This window comes from Amycolatopsis sp. CB00013 (assembly GCF_001905755.1).
GTDB lineage: Bacteria > Actinomycetota > Actinomycetes > Mycobacteriales > Pseudonocardiaceae > Amycolatopsis > Amycolatopsis japonica.
The window spans coordinates 1,673,062-1,692,980 of sequence record NZ_LIWC01000002.1; the positions used below are offsets into that span (position 1 = coordinate 1,673,062).

The 19,919-nt window shown below is 68.9% G+C and carries 20 protein-coding genes and 1 tRNA gene; 9 read left to right on the forward strand and 12 right to left on the reverse strand.

What is annotated here, in order from left to right; genetic code table 11:
- Positions 1-16: 16 nt before the first annotated feature.
- Positions 17-1,558 carry a M28 family metallopeptidase gene (locus AMK34_RS18090; protein WP_193786322.1) on the forward strand — a complete coding sequence of 514 codons (1,542 nt, stop codon included), beginning with the start codon at positions 17-19 and terminating at the stop codon, positions 1,556-1,558.
- Positions 1,559-2,095: 537 nt separating this feature from the next.
- Here AMK34_RS18090 and ypfJ read toward each other — a convergent pair.
- Positions 2,096-3,013 carry a KPN_02809 family neutral zinc metallopeptidase gene (gene ypfJ / locus AMK34_RS18095; protein WP_073846063.1) on the reverse strand — a complete coding sequence of 306 codons (918 nt, stop codon included), beginning with the start codon at positions 3,011-3,013 and terminating at the stop codon, positions 2,096-2,098.
- 538 nt (positions 3,014-3,551) lie between these two features.
- Between ypfJ and AMK34_RS18100 the strand changes: the two genes are divergently transcribed.
- On the forward strand, positions 3,552-4,055 hold the full coding sequence (locus tag AMK34_RS18100) for a MarR family winged helix-turn-helix transcriptional regulator (protein ID WP_073846064.1): 504 nt from the start codon (positions 3,552-3,554) through the stop codon (positions 4,053-4,055).
- Here AMK34_RS18100 and AMK34_RS18105 read toward each other — a convergent pair.
- Both AMK34_RS18105 and AMK34_RS18110 read right to left on the reverse strand, forming a co-directional pair.
- Positions 4,045-5,190 carry an RNA polymerase sigma factor gene (locus AMK34_RS18105; protein ID WP_241832791.1) on the reverse strand — a complete coding sequence of 382 codons (1,146 nt, stop codon included), beginning with the start codon at positions 5,188-5,190 and terminating at the stop codon, positions 4,045-4,047. The two genes, AMK34_RS18100 and AMK34_RS18105, sit on opposite strands and share 11 nt — an antisense overlap.
- Positions 5,187-5,594: a YciI family protein gene (locus tag AMK34_RS18110; RefSeq protein ID WP_038507599.1), complete on the reverse strand. Its 408-nt coding sequence runs from the start codon at positions 5,592-5,594 to the stop codon at positions 5,187-5,189. The genes AMK34_RS18105 and AMK34_RS18110 overlap by 4 nt, the downstream gene beginning before the upstream one ends.
- Positions 5,595-5,697: 103 nt before the next feature.
- Between AMK34_RS18110 and AMK34_RS18115 the strand changes: the two genes are divergently transcribed.
- Entirely contained in the window at positions 5,698-7,422 is a 1,725-nt protein-coding gene (locus AMK34_RS18115) for an RICIN domain-containing protein (protein WP_073846065.1), read from the forward strand.
- Positions 7,423-7,470: 48 nt separating this feature from the next.
- On the opposite strand, the gene AMK34_RS18120 is transcribed toward AMK34_RS18115, so the two are convergent.
- The 3 genes from AMK34_RS18120 to AMK34_RS18130 form a co-directional block, all read right to left on the reverse strand.
- Positions 7,471-7,559: transfer RNA gene (locus AMK34_RS18120), tRNA-Ser, on the reverse strand.
- Positions 7,560-7,654: 95 nt separating this feature from the next.
- On the reverse strand, positions 7,655-8,020 hold the full coding sequence (locus AMK34_RS18125) for a DUF4190 domain-containing protein (protein ID WP_038507605.1): 366 nt from the start codon (positions 8,018-8,020) through the stop codon (positions 7,655-7,657).
- 23 nt (positions 8,021-8,043) lie between these two features.
- Complete coding sequence (locus AMK34_RS18130) at positions 8,044-8,331, reverse strand: DUF2277 domain-containing protein (protein WP_038522179.1); 288 nt, start codon at positions 8,329-8,331, stop codon at positions 8,044-8,046.
- A 113-nt stretch (positions 8,332-8,444) separates the two neighbouring features.
- Between AMK34_RS18130 and AMK34_RS18135 the strand changes: the two genes are divergently transcribed.
- Positions 8,445-9,398 (forward strand): Ldh family oxidoreductase, encoded by a 954-nt coding sequence (locus tag AMK34_RS18135; RefSeq protein ID WP_228694837.1) that lies wholly within the window; start codon positions 8,445-8,447, stop codon positions 9,396-9,398.
- Here the strand turns inward: AMK34_RS18135 and AMK34_RS18140 are convergent.
- Both AMK34_RS18140 and AMK34_RS18145 read right to left on the reverse strand, forming a co-directional pair.
- Entirely contained in the window at positions 9,395-9,613 is a 219-nt protein-coding gene (locus AMK34_RS18140; protein WP_016330720.1) for an RNA-binding S4 domain-containing protein, read from the reverse strand. The genes AMK34_RS18135 and AMK34_RS18140 overlap by 4 nt on opposite strands.
- A 7-nt stretch (positions 9,614-9,620) precedes the next feature.
- The gene (locus tag AMK34_RS18145; protein WP_073846066.1) at positions 9,621-10,382 is read right to left on the reverse strand and encodes a trypsin-like serine peptidase; all 762 of its coding nucleotides are present in this window, start codon (positions 10,380-10,382) and stop codon (positions 9,621-9,623) included.
- Between the two features lie 145 nt (positions 10,383-10,527).
- On the opposite strand from AMK34_RS18145, the gene AMK34_RS18150 reads away from it, so the two are divergent.
- Positions 10,528-11,352: an SDR family NAD(P)-dependent oxidoreductase gene (locus tag AMK34_RS18150; RefSeq protein WP_037333367.1), complete on the forward strand. Its 825-nt coding sequence runs from the start codon at positions 10,528-10,530 to the stop codon at positions 11,350-11,352.
- A gap of 102 nt (positions 11,353-11,454) precedes the next feature.
- Positions 11,455-12,132, forward strand: a complete 678-nt coding sequence (locus AMK34_RS18155) for a hypothetical protein (protein ID WP_083649891.1) — start codon at positions 11,455-11,457, stop codon at positions 12,130-12,132.
- On the opposite strand, the gene AMK34_RS18160 is transcribed toward AMK34_RS18155, so the two are convergent.
- The gene (locus AMK34_RS18160) at positions 12,120-12,968 is read right to left on the reverse strand and encodes a LysR family transcriptional regulator (RefSeq protein ID WP_241832792.1); all 849 of its coding nucleotides are present in this window, start codon (positions 12,966-12,968) and stop codon (positions 12,120-12,122) included. The genes AMK34_RS18155 and AMK34_RS18160 overlap by 13 nt on opposite strands.
- Before the next feature lie 76 nt (positions 12,969-13,044).
- On the opposite strand from AMK34_RS18160, the gene AMK34_RS18165 reads away from it, so the two are divergent.
- The 3 genes from AMK34_RS18165 to AMK34_RS18175 all read left to right on the forward strand — a co-directional run bounded on the left by AMK34_RS18165 (position 13,045) and on the right by AMK34_RS18175 (position 16,526).
- A complete protein-coding gene (locus AMK34_RS18165; RefSeq protein ID WP_073846068.1) occupies positions 13,045-13,761 on the forward strand; it encodes a CTP synthase C-terminal region-related (seleno)protein in 717 nt (238 codons plus the stop codon).
- A gap of 72 nt (positions 13,762-13,833) precedes the next feature.
- On the forward strand, positions 13,834-15,096 hold the full coding sequence (locus tag AMK34_RS18170) for an MFS transporter (RefSeq protein WP_038507619.1): 1,263 nt from the start codon (positions 13,834-13,836) through the stop codon (positions 15,094-15,096).
- A 293-nt stretch (positions 15,097-15,389) separates the two neighbouring features.
- Positions 15,390-16,526: a GGDEF domain-containing protein gene (locus AMK34_RS18175; RefSeq protein WP_228694839.1), complete on the forward strand. Its 1,137-nt coding sequence runs from the start codon at positions 15,390-15,392 to the stop codon at positions 16,524-16,526.
- A gap of 550 nt (positions 16,527-17,076) precedes the next feature.
- Here AMK34_RS18175 and AMK34_RS18180 read toward each other — a convergent pair.
- The 3 genes from AMK34_RS18180 to AMK34_RS18190 are packed head-to-tail and all read right to left on the reverse strand — an operon-like array spanning position 17,077 to position 19,909.
- A complete protein-coding gene (locus tag AMK34_RS18180) occupies positions 17,077-17,601 on the reverse strand; it encodes a YbaB/EbfC family nucleoid-associated protein (protein ID WP_073846069.1) in 525 nt (174 codons plus the stop codon).
- Positions 17,598-17,927, reverse strand: coding sequence for a type VII secretion target (locus tag AMK34_RS18185; RefSeq protein ID WP_038507628.1), 330 nt, complete (start codon positions 17,925-17,927; stop codon positions 17,598-17,600). Before AMK34_RS18185 ends, AMK34_RS18180 begins: the two co-directional genes overlap by 4 nt.
- A complete protein-coding gene (locus tag AMK34_RS18190) occupies positions 17,924-19,909 on the reverse strand; it encodes a WXG100 family type VII secretion target (RefSeq protein ID WP_073846070.1) in 1,986 nt (661 codons plus the stop codon). Before AMK34_RS18190 ends, AMK34_RS18185 begins: the two co-directional genes overlap by 4 nt.
- Positions 19,910-19,919: the final 10 nt, after the last annotated feature.

Below are 19,919 nucleotides of genomic sequence, written 5' to 3' on the forward strand. Positions count from 1 at the left end.
CACAAAGGTGACGCTCATGTCATATTCGCGAAGAAGCATTGTTCCCTCGATCGTGGTGATGGCCACCGCCGCGCTCACGGTCGGAATGGCTCCCGCTGCGACGGCCACGACCGGAATCGACGGTCCCGCGCTGGCCAAGCAGCTCGTCAAGAAGGTCGACGTGAACAACGTCAACCGGCACCTGATCGCGCTGCAGCGGATCTCGGACGCGAACGGTGGCCGCCGCGCCGCCAGCACCGAAGGGCACAAGAAGTCCGCGGAGTACGTCGCCACGAAGCTGGAGCAGGCGGGCTTCACGGTGACGCGGCAGGAGTTCCCCTTCACCTACGCGGAAACCCTCGCGGAGAAGCTGACGGTCGCGGGCGCCGACGTCCCGATCATCATCATGTCCTACAGCCCGTCGACGCCCGCCGGCGGAATCACCGCCCCGCTCGCGGTGGTCCCGGTCGACGACACCAGCGGCTGCGAAGCGACCGACTACGCCGGCGGCGTCACCGGCAAGATCGCGCTGATCCAGCGCGGTGGCTGCTCCTTCGCGCAGAAGCAGGCGACGGCCGCGGCGGCGGGCGCCGTCGGCGCGATCGTCTACAACAACGTCCCGGGCCCGGTCAACGGCACCCTGGGCGACCCGGCCGCGGGCAAGATCCCGACCGGCGGCATCACCCAGGCCGACGGACAGGCGCTCGCCGGCAAGGCCGGTGCCTCGGTCACCCTCGACCTGCGTGCCTTCCAGGAGGCGCGGACCAGCTACAACGTCCTCGCCGAGACCAAGACCGGTCGCAAGGACAACGTCGTGATGCTCGGCGCCCACCTCGACAGCGTCACCGAGGGCCCCGGCATCAACGACAACGGCACCGGCTCCGCCGCGCTGCTGGAGACCGCGCTGCAGCTGGGCAGCAAGCCCAAGGCCAACAACGCCGTCCGCTTCGGCTGGTGGAGCGCCGAGGAGTTCGGCCTCGTCGGCTCGACCTACTACGTCAACTCGCTGAGCTTCGAGCAGCAGCTCGACATCGCGCTCTACTACAACTACGACATGATCGGCTCGCCGAACGCGGCGTACTTCGCCTACGACGGTGACAACTCCGACGGTGTCGGCGCGGGCGCGGGCCCGTACGGTTCCGCGCAGCTCGAGAAGACGCTCGTGGACTACCTCCAGCTCGGCAAGGGTGTCCCGGTCGAGGGCACGGACTTCACCGGTCGCTCCGACTACGGCCAGTTCATCGCGGTCGGCATCCCGGCCGGTGGCCTGTTCACCGGCGCCGAAGGCGTGAAGACCGCGGCGCAGGCGGCCAAGTGGGGCGGCAGTGCCGACGTTCCTTACGACAAGTGCTACCACCAGGCGTGCGACAACCTCGGCAACGTCGATCGCGTCGCGCTCGAACGCAACTCCGACGCCGTCGCGTGGGCGCTGGGCGTGTACGCGACCAGCACCGCGGACATCAACGGTGTGTCGGGCAGTTCGGCCGCGAAGGCGAAGGCCCTTCGCGCGACCGAGCGGTCTCAGCAGCGGAGCATGACGGCTTCCGTCCAGGCCGACGACCACCACGTCGCCGCCTGATCTCTCACGAGACGCGCCCCTCGCAGTACGTGAAGGCCCCCTTCATTGCGCTAGACGCAGTGAAGGGGGCCTTCATGTACTTGGGGAAGGTGTGAAGGTCGAGTTTCCTCGACTGAGCCGGGGGAAGGGGGCCTTCACGCGCATCTGCTGTGACTGCTGGGTCTAGTGGTTTCAGAGCTGCAGGTGGCGATCGTGTAGTCCGTGAAGGCCTCCTTGGTGAACCCGTATTTGCTGACCCGCTGGTGTGGCCGGGGCCGGGTGTGGAGGATTCGGGACGTTGTGCGTCCTGAATCCTCCACGGTCGACCCCGTTGGTGAGGGAGGCGGGGCAGTGAAGCTGATGCCGGCTGTCGTCTTGGGCGAGTGGGGAAGATTCCGGCCGTCCAACGTCCGGGATCTTCCCCACTCGGTCGTCCGCCCCGGGGCGTGACCGGCACGATCAAGGTTCAAGACAGGACGGCCACCGCGACGATGAAGGCCTCCTTGAGGGACCCAGAGTCCCTCAAGGAGGCCTTCACGGACTTGCACCCGCGAGTGCTCAGCCCAGGCTCTTGGCCGCGAAGGTGTCGCACCGCGCGGGCTCGCCGGTCTGGAAGCCGGTGGTGAACCACTTCTTCCGCTGCGCCGAGGTGCCGTGGCTGAACTTCGACTCGTCGACCCGGCCCCCGCCGAGCTTCGACTGGATGTAGTCGTCACCGATCCGCGAAGCGGTGTCCAGCGCCGAGTCGACGTCCTCCTGGCTGATCTCGCTGATCAGCGGCCGTCCGGTTTCGGTCGGGGTGGTCGTCGCGTGGTTCGCCCAGACACCGGCGTAGCAGTCGGCCTGCAGTTCGAGCCGCACCGAACCGGACGTCGGCCCGCTGCCGGTGCCCTTTTTGGACACTCCGGTGAGGTTCTGCACGTGGTGGCCGTATTCGTGGGCCAGCACGTACGCCTCCGCGAACGGCCCGCCCTGTGCGCCGAACCTGGTGCGGAGTTCGTTGAAGAAGCCCAGATCGATGTAGACCTCGGAGTCGCCGGGGCAGTAGAACGGCCCGACGTCGGAAGTCGCGTTGCCGCAGGCCGTGTTCACGCCGCCGTTGAAGAAGTTCGTGACGGCCTTGCGGTAGGTCGACCCGGACCGCTGGAACTCCTGCCCCCAGTAGTCCTGGATCGAGTTGATGATGGCGACGATCGCGCAGTCGTGGTTCCGGTTCGCGTCCGCGCCGGTCTTGCACTCCTGGGACAGCGTGGTGTTGTCCACCTGCTGCCCGGAGCCCAGTCCGCCGAGCCCGCTCGAGGACGGGTTCAGGCTCACGCCGCCGAACTGGGAGATGAGGAAGTAGATGACCAGGCCGACCACACTGAGCCCGCCGCCGCCGAGTGCCACCCGGCCGCCGATCCCGCCGCCACCGCCACCGCCGCGCAGGTCCTCGACCTCGGAGGTGTCCAGGCCCGCGCCTTCGTCGAATCGCACGGGGGAAGCGTAGCCGGAAGACCCCGGATATGCCTGGGTGCGGCCGCGTGGAGCGGCCGCACCCAGGGCTACCGAGGTTGTCTTGTTCTGATCGCCGGTCGGCCGCGATCACCGGGCCGGCGTCCTGGCACTGCCGAGGCGGTCGAAGAGGCCGCTAACCCGAAACAGGCCGGAGTGACGCCGAATGCGCCAGAATTGTCGAGCGCATCCGAGATGCCCGCGCTCGTCGCTGTTCACAGTCGCGACCGACCCGGTCCTTTCCGTTCCGGTCGCGGGGACACAGCAGGCGGTCAACCGCGAGAATCACCCGCCATACCACCACCTGACCCTTCCCGGCTGGGAGCAGGTCCGGCGACCCTTCCACGGGTTCGCCCGGTACTTGCCCGACCATCCGCTGACAAGCAGAATGCGCCTTTTCGCGCCGAGTCTCAACCTTTTCGTAACCCTCCTTCGGGCGAATGTTCCGCCGGATTTTTCAGGGGCCGAAAAGTGACCGGTGGGTATGCGCCTTGTGCGATCAACGCTCTACTCTGCGTGGATGGCGGTGGAGCAGAAGGAAGTGCGCTGGCTTTCCGAGTCCGAGATGGTCGCCTGGCGTTCGTACATCGTCGCCACCATGCGGCTGCGACAGCGCCTCCATCGCGAGCTCTCCGAGCGCCACGACGTCACCCTCGCCGACTACGAGGTCTTGGTCTGCCTTTCTCTCCAGCCCGACCGGAGGATGCGGATGACGGAGCTGGCGAGCATGCTCGGCTCGACCAAGAGCAGGCTTTCGCACCAGATGGTCCGGCTGGAGGCGGAGGGCCTCATCCGTCGCACCCGCGATCCGGCGGACAAACGCGGCGTCGTCGCGGAGATGACCGGGAGCGGCGCGGAACTGCTGGAAGGCGCGGCGCCGACGCATGTCGAGGGTGTCCGTGAGCATCTGATCGACCTGCTGAGCCCCGAGGAGCAGCGGGTGCTGGGGCAGGCTTTCGGACGCGTGCTGGAGCACCTGTCCGAGATCGACGGCCTGCCGCGGCTGCCGCCGATCACTTCCTGAGCCTGGCCGCCTGACGCGTCAGGTGGGCACGCTCGGCCAGGTCGGCCGCCTTGCCCGCGGCCTCGCCGTACAGCCGCGCCGCGGTCTCCAGGTCGCCGTCGCGCTCGTGGAGGTACGCCGCCACGGCCGCGTACCTCGGCAGTGAATCGTCCAGTTCCGCGAGCGCGGCCAGGCCCGCGCGCGGTCCGTCCGCCTCGCCGACGGCGACCGCGCGGTTGAGCCGGACGACCGGGCTGCCGGTGAGCCGCGCGAGTTCGTCGTACCACTCGACGATCTGCACCCAGTCGGTCTCCGCCGCGGTGCGCGCGTCGGCGTGGAGCGCCGCGATGGCGGCCTGCGCCTGGAACTCGCCCAGCCTGTCGCGGGCCAGCGCGGCTTGCAGGATCTCGACGCCGTCGGCGATCAGACGCGTGTCCCATACGCCACGGTCCTGATCGGCGAGCGGCACCAGTTCGCCGTCGGCCGCCGTCCGCGCGGCGCGCCGGGCGTGGTGGAGCAGCATGAGGGCGAGCAGTCCGGCGACCTCGGGATGGTCGATCGAGGCGAAGAGCCGCCGGGTGAGCCGGATGGCTTCGGCGGCGAGGTCGACGTCGCCCGAGTAGCCCTCGTTGAACACGAGATACAGCACGCGGAGCACGGTGGAGACGTCGCCTGCCTGGTCGAAACGCACTCCTGAGACGGTGCGCTTGGCCCGGCTGATGCGCTGCGCCATGGTCGCTTCGGGCACCAGGTACGCCTGGGCGATCTGGCGCGTGGTGAGCCCGCCGACGGCGCGCAGGGTGAGCGCGACCGCCGAAGACGGCGTCAGCGACGGGTGGGCGCACAGGAAGTAGAGCTGCAGCGTGTCGTCCATCGCGGGAGCGGGCCCCGGGGCGGGCTCGTCGTCGACGAGGTCTTCGCGACGGCGGCGGGCGGCGTCGGACCGTGCCATACCGAGGAACTTGCGCCAGGCGACGGTGACGAGCCAGCCCTTGGGATCGTCCGGCCGGTCGCCGGGCCAGACGCGGACGGCCTCGATCAGCGCCTCCTGGACGGCGTCCTCGGCCGACGCGAAGTCGGCTCCGCGGCGGACGAGGATCCCGAGGACGTTCGGCGTGAGGCTCCGGAGCAGGGCCTCGTCCAGTTCGGTGGTCACTCCGTGACGACGAGCGGCTCGCCCTGCAACGGACGCAGTTCGAGCCATTCGTGAATCGGCTTCCCACCCGCTCCCGGGGCGGCCGACAGCTCACCCGCGAGTTCGAGCGCCCGCTCGTAGCTGTCGACGTCGATGATCATGAAACCGGCGATGAGGTCCTTGGTCTCGGCGAACGGGCCGTCGGTGACCGGCGGTTTGCCCTCTCCGTCGTAACGGACGAAGGTGCCTTCGGGCGCGAGAGCCTGCTCTCCGACGTACTCGCCGGTCTCCACGAGCCGGGTCGCGAAATCCCTCATGTAGTCGATGTGCGCCGTGATCTCCTCCGGCGCCCATTGCTCCATCGGGATGTCGTTCACCGCCGCCGGAGCGCCGCGGTAGTGCTTGAGCAGCAGGTACTTGGGCATGCCGGAAGGGTAGCGGCAGACTGCCGGTCCTTCTGCCTGGTCGGCTGAGACATCCGACCTCTAGCGTCTTTTTCGCGTTCCTCCATCGCGAAAGGAAGAGCCCTTGTCCAAGGCGAAACGGCGAACCGCCTGCCTGCTCGTGACCATCGGTCTCGGCTGTGGCCTGCTCACCGGAGAAGCGGTCGCCTCCGAGGTGGCCCCGGCCCCGCTCGCTCCAGCCGTCGCCCAAGCGCTGATCGCCGCGAACCCGGTGGTCTGCGAGGGCGACGGGGTTTCCGGCAAACGTGTCGAGCTGGTGTACGTCCGTGAGGCCGGCCAGCCCGACCGGTACGCGACCGTCGCGCCGTCCCTGCGCGCCTACGCGTCCGGGATCGACGATTCGTTCAACGACAGCGCCGCCGCGACCGGCGGCAGCAGGCATCTCCGCTACGTGACGACCGCGGGCGCGGGCTGCCAGGTCGCCGTCGCGAATCTCGTGGTGCCCGACGGCACGTATCTGTCCGGCGCCATCCGCGACCGCGCCATCCAGGCCGGTTTCTTCAACGCGGACCGCGACTACATGCTGTTCTCCGACAACCCGCACACCTGCGCGGGCACGTGGGGCGACAGCGACGACCAGCCCGGCCCCGCCAACGCCTTCAACAACGGCAGGCATTACACGGAGATCGCCGTCCCCTGCTGGGGCGTCAACGCCGCCGCCCACGAACTGGGCCACATGCTCGGCGCGGTTCTGCCGGGCGCTCCGCACTATCAGGGCGGCGGGCACTGCTCCCAGGAATGGGATCTGATGTGTTACGGCGACACGCAGTCCTTCGACTGCACGGAACGCGACTTCGACCGGCTGCTGGACTGCGGCAACGACGACTACTTCAGCACGAACCCCACGCCGGGCAGCTGGCTCGCGACGCATTGGAACGTCGCGAACAGCGCCTTCCTGATCAAGAAGGACACGCCCGACAACGACGACGGCCACGCCAGGGGCGGGAAGACCTACGTCATTACCGGCGCGAGCGGTAACGCGATCGACGTCGTGGGCTCGTCGACCGGCGGCCTCGTCAACCTCAGCCATCGGCCGCGGACCGACGCCATGAGCCAGAAGTGGATCCTGGGCTACAACACCGGGCTTCAGCTGGTGAACGCCAACAGTCAGCTGTGCGCCGACAGCGCCCAGAGCGGGACGGCGCCGGGAACGCCGATCCTGCAGTACAACTGCAACGGCCAGAACGGCATGCGGTGGGCGTTCCAGCCGCTCGGCAACGGCAAGGTGGCGATCTTCAACTACCTGACCGGTTACGCGATCACCGACGGCGGCACGTACCCGGCGCCTCTGGTCCAGCAGCCCTACACCGGGGCGGCCAACCAGCAGTGGACGCTGAACCCCGTCGCCGATCCCGGCCCGCAGGCGGGCAAGAAGTACTACTTGACGGTCGCCACCAACGGAAACAGCGCGGCGGTCGTCGACGGCTCGTCGTCGGCGGGCGCGAAGATCACCCATGTGGCCAGGCAGAACGACAACGGCCAGAAATGGCGGCTCACCGACGCGGGCGGCGGGTACTGGAAGATCTCCAACGAGCGGAGCGGTCAGTGCCTGCGACCGGTCTCCGGCAGCACCGCGGAGGGCGCGCAGTTCGAGCAGACGCACTGCGGCTCCGCCATCGACCAGCAGTGGAAGCTGTTGCGGAGCGCCGACATGCGCTACGGACTGGTGAACCGGGCGAGCAAGCTGGCGGTGCGGCAGATCAACAACGGCACGGCTTCGCTGCTGGAGCAGCGGCCGTTCCTGGGCGGCCGGAGCGACGAGACGGTCTGGGCACTGGTACCCGCGTGACGCGAAGCGCCCCAGGTCGGTCGGCCTGGGGCGCTTTCGTTTCAAGACTGGCGGTAGCGGTGGGATTCGAACCCACGGAGGACAGAGCCCTCGCATGTTTTCAAGACATGTTCCTTCGGCCGCTCGGACACGCTACCGCTGTCGAGGGTATCCGACGGGGCTTTGCCTTAATGCTTCGGATGTAGTCGAAGCGCAGCTTTCCGTTGAGGGTGGTGGTGGGGGCATGGATGGACTAGTCGAAGTCCCAGTCGGTCAGGATGCCCACGAAGATGACGCCGATCAGGATCAGCACGATGACGGCGACGCCGATGTAGCCGATGATGATCGCCGCGAGCGCCATCCCCTGGCCGCCCGCTTCCCCGCGTTTGGCCTTGGAATGCGCGATATGCCCCATGATGACGCCGGCGATCGACGGCAGCCCGCTGCACGCGACGAGACTGGCGATCGACACGACCAGCGCCGCGATCGCGAGCCCTTGTTCCTGCGGCGGCGGCATCGCCGGGCCGTATCCGTAACCCGGTTGCTGGTACGGCTGCCCGTACGGAGGTTGCTGGCCGTAGGGCTGCTGCTGACCGTAGGGGTCTTGCGGGTATGTCACCCGCTAACCGTAACCGCCTGAGCTCAGGATGCCTGGCTCTTCGCGGCCTTCGCCGCGATTCGCGCCTGGACCTCGGGACGGCGCAACGGCGGCACCTTCGCCGGCGGCTGGCGGCGCTCGGGCAGTTCGGCCAGCAGCCGCCGGGTGATGGCGGTGACCTCGGCGACGGCGGCCTCGAACGGCTCACGGGTGGCGTCGGAAAGGCTCTGCACCCCGGACACCTTGCGGACGTATTGGCGGGCGGCGGCCTCGATCTCGTCCGGCGTCGCCGCCGGTTCCAGGCCTCGTAGCGTGGTGATGTTCCGGCACATGCCCCGATCGTACGTCCGCCCACCGACGTTTCCGAGTGCTCCGATCACACAGTCGGTTAGAAGGTGCCGTGGTTCGTTGACGCCGAAAAACGCGTTTGGGCACCCTCGGCGGAGTGCCCCTCAGACCTCGCTCTCTTCGCCGTGCGCCCGTCGAGCCGACCCCCGAACCGGCCGAACCTTCCCCGATACCGGAACAGATCTGGCAGCGCGTCCCGATCGACGCCCTGATCGACCTGGTCACCGAGATCTTCACCGCGCACGACCTGCCCTGGTCGCGGGCCAGGATGGCCGCCGAGGCGTTGTGCCACGGCGATCTCACCGGAACGCCGGAATCCGGTGTCGCCGAACTGACCCGGCTGTATCTGCCGATGCTGACCAACGGGATGGTGCGGCCGAGGGCCGAACCGCTGATGATCGCCGACCGCGGCGCCGCCGCCCTGATCGACTACCGCCGCGCGCCGGGCCTGTGGGCCGTCGGCGACGCGATGGACCGGGCGGTGTCCCGGGCTGGCCGGTACGGCGTCGGGCTCATGTCGGTGCGCGGCGTCGGGCCGTTCGGCAGCGCCGGGCATCATGCCGCGAGGGCGTTGCCGCACACCATGATCGGACTCGTCATGGCGGCGGGCGGGGAGCGCGGGACGGCCGCGAACCCGCTCGGTATGGCCGCCCCCGCCGGTGCGTACCCCGAATTCGTCCTCGACTTAAACACGCTGGGAGACGTCGACGGCGCGGGCAGCGCCGCGATCGCCGGCTTCGCCCTGCTGGTGGAGATCTTCGCCGGGGTGCTGTCGGGCGTCGGCGACCACGACCACGACACCGGCCTGATGGTGATGGCCATCGCGCCGACGACGCTGCGCAGCGCAGACGGGTTCTACAAGGCGGCGAGCGCGTTGTTCGGCAGCCTGCTCGGCTGGGAGGGCGGCACCCCGGTCCGCTATCCGGGCTGGCGGGAGGCGCAGTACCTCGAACAGTGCCAGGCGCTGGGTGTCCCGCTGAACGAGCCGGTGCACCGCGAACTGGAAGAACTCGCGAAGGCGTTGCGCCTGGCGCCGCTGCAGGGGCGTTAGCCCAGGACGACGCGGCCGCCTTCGCCGCCGACCTCCACGACGTCGCCGTTCGTCAGCTGACGGCCGCGCCGGACCTCCACCTCGCCGTTGACCGTGACCTCTTCGGCGTCGAGGAGGTCTTTGGCGTGCGATCCGTCTTCGGCCAGGTTGGCCAGTTTGAGGAACTGGCCGAGGCGGATCGGTTCACCGGTGATCGGGACGTCGTGGATGCTCATGGGGAGATCATCCCCGTGCGTCCATCTTCCGGTACAAGGTGGCGACGTCGGTGTCGAAGTAGCTGCTGTAGGACGTGTCCGGATCGTCCCCGCCGTAGAGGTAGCCGCCGATCACACCGACGACGGTGCCGAGTCCGGTCTTCGGGTCGGGGTCGACCACCCACGGGCCGCCGCTGGTGCCGGTCGTGAAGCCGGGACACGCGACGCGCATCTGGTAGGTGTCGGCCTGGGCGCTGGTGCCGTGGCAGACGACCGGCGCCTCCCGTTCGTCGGGATACCCGGTCAGGGTGATCGGGTGGTCGAATCCGCCGCCGGTCAGCAGGGTGTTGGCGCCCGTGACGCTTTCGAGGGTCTTCGTGGTGCCCGCCTGGCGGGCGGTCGCGAACCCCACGTCGAGGTCCGGATCGGAGGAATCGGCCCAGCCGTCGGGAACCTGCGGATCGGAGACTTCCCAGTAGCCGTACGGCGCGACACCGTCGTGGTAGCCGGGTGCGAACGAGATCCCCGTCGCGTACTCGCCGCCTTCGCCGTCGTGCAGGCAATGCGCCGCCGTGAGCAGGAGGTCGCCGGGGGCGCTGTGGACGACGCTGGCCGTGCAGAAATGCGTTCCGTCGAGGAAGAGCGCGCCGATCGCGGGATTGGTCTCCGGTGCCGCGGGAGTCGCTGCCACCGTCGCGGGGACGGCGCCGTCTTCGGTCGCGGCGGGATCCGACGCGGCGGAACAACCGGACAGAACGACACAGAGCACGAGCAACAGGGCGCGGCGCATCGCCTTCCTTTCGCTCGTCCACGGCTGTCCGGGTACAGATCACCATAAGTGGGGTACGAACACAGCCCGAATCGATCAACGCACAGCAAGCTCACAGCCGTAGTATGTGTTACCTCCGGTAACAGTCGAGCGGGTTGGAGCGGGTATGAAGTCGTTCACGGACAAGGTCGTGGTGATCACGGGCGCGGGCTCGGGGATCGGCAAGGCGCTCGCGATCGAGCTCGCCGGTCGGGGCGCCAGGCTGGCGCTCTCCGACGTCGACGCCGTCCGCGCGGCCGGCACCGTCGCGGAGTGCGAGAAGGCGGGCGCGACCGCGAAGGCGTACGAGCTCGACGTCGCCGACCGTGACGCCGTACTCGCGCACGCCGAGGAGGTCGCCGTCGATTTCGGCGGCGCCAACGTCGTGGTGAACAACGCCGGGGTCGCGCTCGGTGCCACGGTCGAGGAAATGACCTGGGACGACTACGACTGGCTGATGGGGATCAATCTCGGCGGCGTGGTCAACGGTACGAAAGCGTTTCTGCCGCAGGTGATCGCTTCGGGTGACGGGCACATCGTCAACCTTTCGAGTGTGTTCGGCTTCATCGGCGTGCCCACGCAGAGCGCATACAACGCCGCGAAATTCGCGGTGCGGGGGTTCACCGAGGCGCTGCGGCAGGAAATGCTGATCGCCCGGCATCCGGTCAAGGTCAGCTGCGTGCATCCCGGTGGCATCAAGACGAATATCGCCCGTGACGCGCGGGGCGGCGCCGAGCGGGACATCGACAAAGCCGCCGAGGGATTCGAAAAGATCGCGAGGACGACGCCGGAGAAGGCCGCACAGACCATCGTCCGCGGTATCGAACGGGGGACGGCGCGGATCCTGATCGGTCCGGACGCGTACGCCATCGACGCGATTCCCCGCGTGCTCGGCTCCTTTTACCAGCGGCCGCTAGCGCTGTTGGGGCGCTTGGGAATGCGGAATCTCTGAGAAAGCGGAAGCCACTGAACGGAGTAACCCTCCGTGGTCCGGACGGCTCGGGATAACTCGATCGGGGTGCGTTACTTACGGCGGCGTCGGAAATGCACCACAATGCTCAAGTTCGTGATTCCCCTTCCGGAGGTCCCCATGCCGCGCGCCGCCCAGCGCCGTACGCCGACCGATGCCGCGCTCTCCGTCGAGACGGCGGAGTTGCTGGACCGGACCGGGATCATCGCGGCGAGCCTGCCGAAACGGCGGCGCAGCCCGGAGAACGAACCCGTGCCCGAGCCGATGCCGGTGCGGCCCCCGGTCTGCGAACCGGTGGTGGACAAGGATCTCCGCCCGAAGGCCGTCGTCATCCATCGCCGTGCCCGGTCCTGGCTCGTCGGCGGGGCGGGGGTGGCGCTGCTCGCGATCGGCTGGTTCGCCGGCACCTTCAGCTTCCAGCCTGCCGACGACACCGCCTTGCCCGAGCAGCCGTTGCCCGCCGTGGCGACTCAGCAGGCGGCACCGCCGGTCGCGCAGCCCGCGCCGCAGGCCGCGCCGGTGACCGTTTACGTCCCGGTCACCGTGAAGCAGCAAGCGCCCGCGACGAAGAAGAAGCCCGTCAAGGAACGCGTCGTCGCCCTCCCGCCCGCCGAGACCCGGCCGCCGGAGCAGCCGCGCACCGACCTCGGCTCGCGCGACAAGGCCACACAGGACATCCGGAGCATGATGGATCCCGTCGTGGCGAGTTCCCTCGCGATGCAGATGGCGCAGGGAATGGTGAGTTACGGCTACGGCCGCTGACCTGTCAGCGCGGCGGCCAGCGCCGAGCCCTCGCCGGGATCCCCGTGCACGAGTTCGGTGCGATGCACCACGCGCGGCGAGGACAGCGAAAGCGCGCTCACGCCGGTGATGACGTCCGCCGGGAGCAGCGCCAGTCCCTGACCGGCGGCGACCAGGCCCAGCAGACCGCGGACGTCGGTCCCGGTGTAGCGCAGCCGACCGCGGAATCCGTCGGTCGAAGCGAACTTTCTCAAACGTTCCAACGGAATCGCCGTATCCGGCCCGTCGATCCACGCCGCGTCGGCGAGTTCGGCGAGCCGGACCGCCCGGCCCGCCATCGGATGGCCGTCGGGTACCGCGACCGCGAGCGGGCGTTCGCCGACGACGGTGGTGGTGAGCGGGCCGACGTCCGGCAGCGGGAGCGGATCGCTCGGCGCGGTCATCCCGTCGACGAGGCCGAGGTCGAGTGAGCCTGTCGCGACCTCCGTCAGGACGTCTTCGCGGCCCAGGACGCGCAATTCGGTGCCACGACGCGCGGCCGCGGCGACTTCGGCGGTGAGCGACAGCGGGGTGAGCCCGAGGATGACCCGTCCGTTGGGAGCCGCGGAGAGCCGGGCGAGGTCCGCGCGGGCGGCGTCGAGCCGGGTCAGCAGCGGCCCGGCGTGTTCGAGGAGACGTTCCCCGGCGCGCGTCGGGGCGACGGGCCGCCGGGTGAGCAGCGCGGTGCCGAGGTCCTGTTCGAGCGCGGCGATGTGCTGGGAGATCGCGGATTGCGTGTAGCCGAGGTCGCGGGCCGCCCGCGAGAACGAGCCGCCGCGGGCCACCGCCACGAAGGTGCGGAGCAGATGAGTCTCCATGGTCATCAGTATCGCTTATGGAGATAGCAAGGATCATCGTTGGCGCTGAACTCGGTTCGCGGGTCAGGATGACCGCATGACACAGACAGCCCGGGTCGCCCTGGTCGGCGACCGATCGGACGGCGTCCGCTCCCACGTCCGCATCCCGATGCTCTTCGAGCGGCTCGCCGAACGCGACGGCCTCGAACTCGACGCCTATTGGATCCCGACGGACGCCGTCGGCGACCTCACCGGTTTCGACGCCGTCTGGCTGGTGCCCGGCAGTCCTTACCGGTCCGAATCCGGTGCGATCGAGACCGTGCGCGCCGCCCGCGAGAACGGCATCCCGTTCCTCGGAACCTGCGCCGGATTCCAGCACGCGCTGCTGGAATTCGCGCGGAACGTCTGTGGTCTCGGCGGAATCGGGCACGCGGAGAACGCGCCGGACGCGGAAGAGCGGTTGATCGTCCCGCTCGCGTGTTCGCTCGTCGGGCACGAAGGCGCGGTCCACGTCACGCCGGGCACCCTGGCGGCACGGGTTCTGGGGGCGGAGCGTTCCGTTGAGCGGTACCACTGTTCGTACGGTCTCGACGCCCGGCATCTGGACACCTTGGCGGCGGGCGGTGTGGTCTTCAGCGGATTCGACGGCGATGGCGACGCGCGGATCGCGGAACTGCCGGAGCACCCGTTCTTCCTGGCGACGCTGTTCCAGCCGGAACTGGCCGGCGATGGAACCCGGCCGCATCCGGTCGTCCGTGCCTTCGCGCTGGCCGCCGTGGAGCACGCGCATCTGCCTGTCCACAGTGGACACTGACGGTCGTCGTGGGCCGGATGGCCGCTGACACTGCGGAAGTGATCGACTACCGTGAGCCAAGGGGAGGGGCTCATGGAGAAGGGGGATTCCGCTCGGGGCACCGCGTTCAGGGCCGCTTTCGCGGTCGGCGAGTTCCGTGCGTTGTGGGCGGCCGAGGCGCTTTCGCAGGCCGGTGACCAGCTGGCCAGGGTCGCGTTGTCGGTGCTGGTCTGGGAAAGAACGGCGTCGGCCGGGCTGACCGGGCTCACTTACGGCCTGACGTATCTGCCGACGCTGATCGGCGGCACGCTGTTCGCCGGTCTGGCGGACCGGTATTCGCGGCGGACGGTGATGATCGTCTGCGACCTGGTACGCGCGGCGATCGCGGCGCTGATGGCCGTCCCGGGGATACCGCTGCCGGTCCTGGCCGGACTGCTGGTGATCCTGACGATGGCGGGCGGTCCGTTCCGGGCGGCGCAGCTCGCGTTGCTCCCGGACGTCCTCGAAGGTGACCGGTACGTCGCCGGGCTCGCGGTCCGGACGATCACCATCCAAACGGCACAACTGGCCGGATTCGGCGGTGGCGGACTGGTGATCGGGCTCGTGACGCCCTACTGGGGACTGGTGATCGACGCGGTGACCTTTGTGGTCTCGGCGCTGCTCGTGTCCGTCGGGGTGCGCCGCCGAGGGCCCGCCGCCACGGAATCTTCGGTGAAAAGCCGTGTGGCGCGGGCTTTCAGTGGCGAAGGCGCCAAGGAACTGTGGCAGGGCAAGGGAATCCGGGTGCTCTTCGGGTTGAAGATGCTCGCCGGGTTCGCCATCGCGCCGGAAGGGCTCGCGGCGCCGCTCGCCGTCGGGCTCGGGGCGGGCAGTTTCGCGGTCGGACTTATTCTCGCGGCCGATCCGATCGGTTCGGTAATAGGTTCGTGGATCTTCACGAAATGGGTTCCGGCACGACGGAAAACGCGAATCGTCGGCATTCTCGCCATCGCATCCGTCGTTCCTCTGGTGTTCGTCTTCTTTCGCCCGTCATTACCCGTCTGCCTCGCGCTGATCGGGCTCAGCGGGGCCTTCGCGGCGCCGTACCACCTGCAGGCCGTCGCGTTGATGGCCCGCGCGGTGCCGGACGGCGTCCGGGCGCAGGTGATGGGCCTGACCTCGACGAGTTTGGTGACCGTGCAAGGAATCGGGATCATGCTCGCGGGCGGTCTCGCCCAGTTGACCGGTCCGTTCGTGGCCGTCGGGGTGGCCGCGACGGTGGCCGTCGCGTCGGCGGGACCGATGGCGATGGCGTGGAAACGGGCCATCGCCACCGGCCCCGATGTATGGCTCCCGGCCGGGAGCCGAACCGGCTGAATTGGTGGGATCAGTCCTCGCGACCGTTCATGATGGTCCTCCCTCCCACTGCTCCATCTGTGTGTTCCGGAAATGACTCGAGCCACCCTCAGTACTACCTCGGATACATTGAAATGTGTACGGAAGGGGGACCGGTGACGATGATTATGGGGGATGTCGAACTCGCCGGAGAAGGGGCCGGCACACGTCTGAGAGCCAGGGTCCGACGCTGGGAATTATGGTCCGGACCACGCGGTGTTCCCGCGGTTTTTCTTGTGGTGGAAGGCCTCGCGGCGGCAGTCGCCGTAATCGCCTTGCTCCGATCGAACTACGAGACTACGGAATTCGTCCGATTTGGATCACTGCTCGGCCTCGCTGTTCTGCAGGCCGAGCTTTCGCGTTCGGTGGAACGGTTGCGGCGCACGCTGTGCGACCGGCCGCATATCAACATGACTTCGGTGTGGACGTTCGCGGGGGTGCTCGTCCTGCCGTCCGGGCTCGCGCTCGCCCTCGGTCTGCTCATCTACCTGCATCTTTGGTTCCGGGTGTGGCGGGGGATGAGCCACCGCCCGGCCTACCGCGTCGTGTACTGCGCGGCGGCGATCGTGATCTCCTGCCTGGCCGCGGGGGCCATCGTCGCCGGCTGGAACGGCCTGCCCGTCGGGTTCGCCGGCTCGCTCAAGATCGTCGAAGCGGCGGCCGTGTTCACCGTGGTCAACGCGTTCATCGTGGCGCTCTCGGTGTACCTGCACACCGGGGCGAGGTCGCTGCGGTCGCTGTTCGGCACCGGTGACGACAACCTGCTGGAGGTCACCACCCTGGTGCTCGGGACCTCGACCGCGCTGGGCATCGTGCACGCGCCCGCGCTCGTCCCGTTCGTGCTGCTCCCGGTGCTGGTGCTGCACCGCAGCGTGCTGGTGCGGCAACTGGAGATCGCGGCGAACATCGACGGCAAGACCGGCGTCCTGAACGCGCACGCGTGGCACGCGCTGAGCGAACGGGAGCTGTCGTCGGCGGCGAGGGCGAAGAGCAAACTCGGCGTGCTGATGCTCGATCTCGACCATTTCAAGCAGGTCAACGACGTCTACGGGCATCTCGCGGGTGACGTCGTGCTCAAGGTCGTCGCGAAGACGATCTCCGAGCACGTACGCGACTACGACTCCGTCGGCCGTTTCGGTGGCGAGGAGTTCGTCGTGCTGCTGCCCGGCGCGACGGAGACCGAGGTGCTCCCCGTGGCCGAGCGGGTCCGCCGGGCGGTGATGGCGATCGAGGTCGAGGTCGTGACCGCGTCGGGGCCCCGGGTCGTGCGAGGGCTTTCGGTGTCCATCGGCGCGGCGGTGTACCCGTCGGGCGGGACCGTGCTGGAGCGGCTGCTGCACGTCGCCGACTCCGCGCTCTACCAGGCGAAGAACAGCGGGCGAAACCGCGTCGTGTCCCTCGCGGCCGCCTGACCGCCTTGTGAGTGGTGAGGGCGGGCAGGGCCCGTTGGTCGAAGGTCCGTGAAGGCCTCCTTCCCTACCCTCAAGGTAGTGAAGGAGGCCTTCACGGACTACGCGATCGCCACCGAAGCCCCAGCAACACCACCAGACCCCGCAGTCGCAGCGGTGGCGCGTGAAGGCCCCTCGAGGAGCTTGATCAACGGAAGATCGGGGACGTTGAATGTCCTGAATCCTCCGTTGATCAAGGTCATGCCGAGCGGGGAAGATTCCGGACACTGGACGTCCCCGATCCTCCCCACTCGCCGACATCCGGTTCCGCCACGGCAGCAGGACGGCGTCAAGCCGAGTGGGTGAGCAAATACAGGTTCACCAGAACGACCATAGCCACTCACGACCCCGGGACAATACTGCGCAAAGTGCCCAAATCGGATGCTTTGATCTCGAGCAGTATCCTTTTTGGACAGTCCAAGGGGTGTGCTAGGTCTCGGTGGTGAGCCTGCTCGCACCGCCGACTTCATCACGCCACTTTTGGCTTACCCCTCAAGTAGAACCATCGAGGGTGCTACCAGGGCGAGTTCTCTTCGTCGTCCGGCGCTTCGTGACGCCGTTCCCGAGGGGCCTGCGGCGGAGGCGGAGCGTCGGTCGCGGACGCCGGAGGTGCGGGCGGCGGCGGAGGCGGCTCTTCCTCCTCGATCTCGGGGAAGCGGCTGCGCAGGGTGCCGATCATCAGCGACCTGGTCTCCTGGTCCTCGTCGCCGAGTGATTCCTGCATGACCTCGGCGACCTGGCCCGCGATCCCGGCCTGCGCCTGGTGCATGGTCTGCAGGATCGCCCGCGACAGTTCCTCCAGCGGGTACGTCCTGGCCTTGTTCCCGAACTCGATGTCCGTCACGCCGCCGTCCGCCCCGACGGTGATCTTCACGGCGCCGTCGGAGCTGGACGCGGTCAGCCGGAGCTGCTCCGTCCGCTCCTGGGCGGCCGCGTACCGCTGGGCCTTCTCTTCCAGCCCGGCGGCCCATCGCTCCATTTTGCGCTGGGCCTCGTCCGGGTCCAGCATGAGTTCGCCGAGCTCGTTCGCGCCGGTCACTTCTTTCCTCCGATGTTCAAGGCGGAGAAGTCCGCTTTGAACGGTTCCGCGTTGGTCTTGTCACCGTCTACATAGGACTTGGCGGCGGTGCGAACGTTGTCGGCCGTCGCCTGTATCCCTTCCACGGCCGCCTTGATCGTCTCCGCCGCGCGTTCGCCCGCCGGGTTGACGATCGGCGGCAGGAACGCGCACAGCAGGCCGTACGCGTCCGCCGACATCGCCGAACCGGTCGCGGCGTGCGCGGTGTTCAGCCGGTCCACGAGCCCGTCGAGATGGCTCGCGTGCGCGGTCAGGTCGTCCGGGTCGACCTCGAACGAGGCCGTCACTTCCAGTCCTTGTTCTTCCAGTCGCCGATCACCGGCGGCGCCACGACCTCGTCGGCCGCGAAGAAGGACGGGTCGTCGGATTCGACGTAGTCGGCGACCTTGTGCTCCTTGTCGTCCTGGCCCTGACCCTTGCCGGCGCCGGGGGCCATCCCGCCCATCGGTCCCATGCCGCCGGGAGTACCGGGCTTGCCGCCGGACGCCGCCGCACGGGCTGCGGCCGCTTCGGCGTCCATCGCGCCCGCGCCGACGGCGCCGCCCATGCCGAGCGAGCCGGACGCCCGTCCGGCGCCACCGAGACCGCCGCCGCCCGCGCCACCCGCACCGGTGCCGCCGCCGCCGAAGCCACTGGTCCCGCCGGTGCCGCCACCGCCGGGGATGTTCGGCATGCCGAGTTTGGGCGCGTTGTACGGCGTGCCCTTGTACGAGTTGCCGTCGGGGAACGAGGGGCCGGTGAGCCGCTCGCCGATGCCGCCGGGCCGCGGAATGGGCGGGATGTTCGGCATGACCGGCCTCGGTCCGCCGCTGGTGGGTCCGTTGGGGCCGTTCGGGAGGGGGATGTTCGGGGGCGTGAACGGAAGACCGCCGCCGGGCCGCGGTCCGCCGCTCTCCGGGATCGGGATGTTCGGCGGGGTGAACGACGGCGGCGAAACGGACGGGGGCGTGTAGCCCGTCGTGCGCGTGCTGTCGTCGATCTTGGGCATGTTCGGGAGGTTGGGGCCCGACGACGCGGCGGGCTTGTAGGTCTCGCCGCCGGTCGGCCCGTTCGGGATGGTGGGCATGTTCAGGTTGCCGCCAGGGCCGCCGCCACCGGGACCACCGCTACCAGGACCACCGCCGCCGGGGAAGCCGCCGGGACCTCCGCCCGGGCCACCACCGGGGCCGCCGCCCGGCCCGCCGGTCGGCGAGTTGAACGGCGACACACCGCCGGGACCACCGGTCCCGCCCTGCGGCGTCCCGTCCATCGAAGCGACAAGGCCGTCCGGGCGCGTCCGGTCCGAGGTCGCGCTGAACGGGCTGAGCTCCCCGTCGGCGCCTTCGGGCGACATCCGGTCGCGAAGTGTGCCCGCGGGCGAACCCGCGCCACCGCCGGCGGGAGTGCCCTGCATCTGCCTGGTCGCCGTCGCCAGCTTCGGCGGAGCGGGGAACGCAGGGGTGGCGATCGCCGAGCCGACCGTGGTGTCGAAGTCGGTCATCACCTTCGCGGCCTGGTCCCGCGCGTCCTGCTGCTTCTTGAAGGTGCCGAGATCCTTCCCGAGCTGCGCCATGTAGACGTACGGGTCGGTGATCTTCTGCAGGTTGGCGTTGGCCTCCTGCACGTTGAACGCCACCGGCGGGTTCGCCGCCATCTGCTTCTGCGTCTCGTTGAGCGTCTGCGAGTGGATCTGCTGCTGCCGTCCGGCCAGCGTCGCGCCGTTCGCGGTCGAGCCGAGCCATTTGCCGACACCGGCGAGGTGCTCGCGGGCCGCGTCGCCGCCCTCGCCCTCCCAGTTGGCCGTGCTCGCGCTGATCGCCTTCGCCAGGTTGCGCTGATGCGAGGCCAGGTCGTTGCCCGCCCGGACCCACTCTTCGGAGGTCTCGCCCACCGCGGCCGGATCCGCGTTGTCCAGGATCGCGGTCTGCATCTGCTCGTGGGTGGCGTTCGCCCAGACCGTGGACGGCGGCTCGCCGGGCTTGCGGATGTCCAGGTTCTTGTCGAGACCTTCGCGCGCCTTCTCCAGCTGCCCCTCGTACATCTTCTGCGTGAAGATGTCCTTGAAGCCGTTGAGCGCCTTGTCACCCCAGCCGAGGATGTTGAAGAGGAGGTCCGTCCCGGCCGAGGCCCCGGCCCGGATCTCGTCGCCGGAGGCGGCCTCGTTCGCCAGCGGTCCGACGTAGTAGTCGGACGACGAGTCGGCCGTCGGGTCGTAGTGCGGGTCGAGCTTGTCGTAGTCGGGCGAGTTCGGGTCGGAGACCTTCGCCGTCTTCTCCTCGGATTCGGTCACAGGTCTCTCC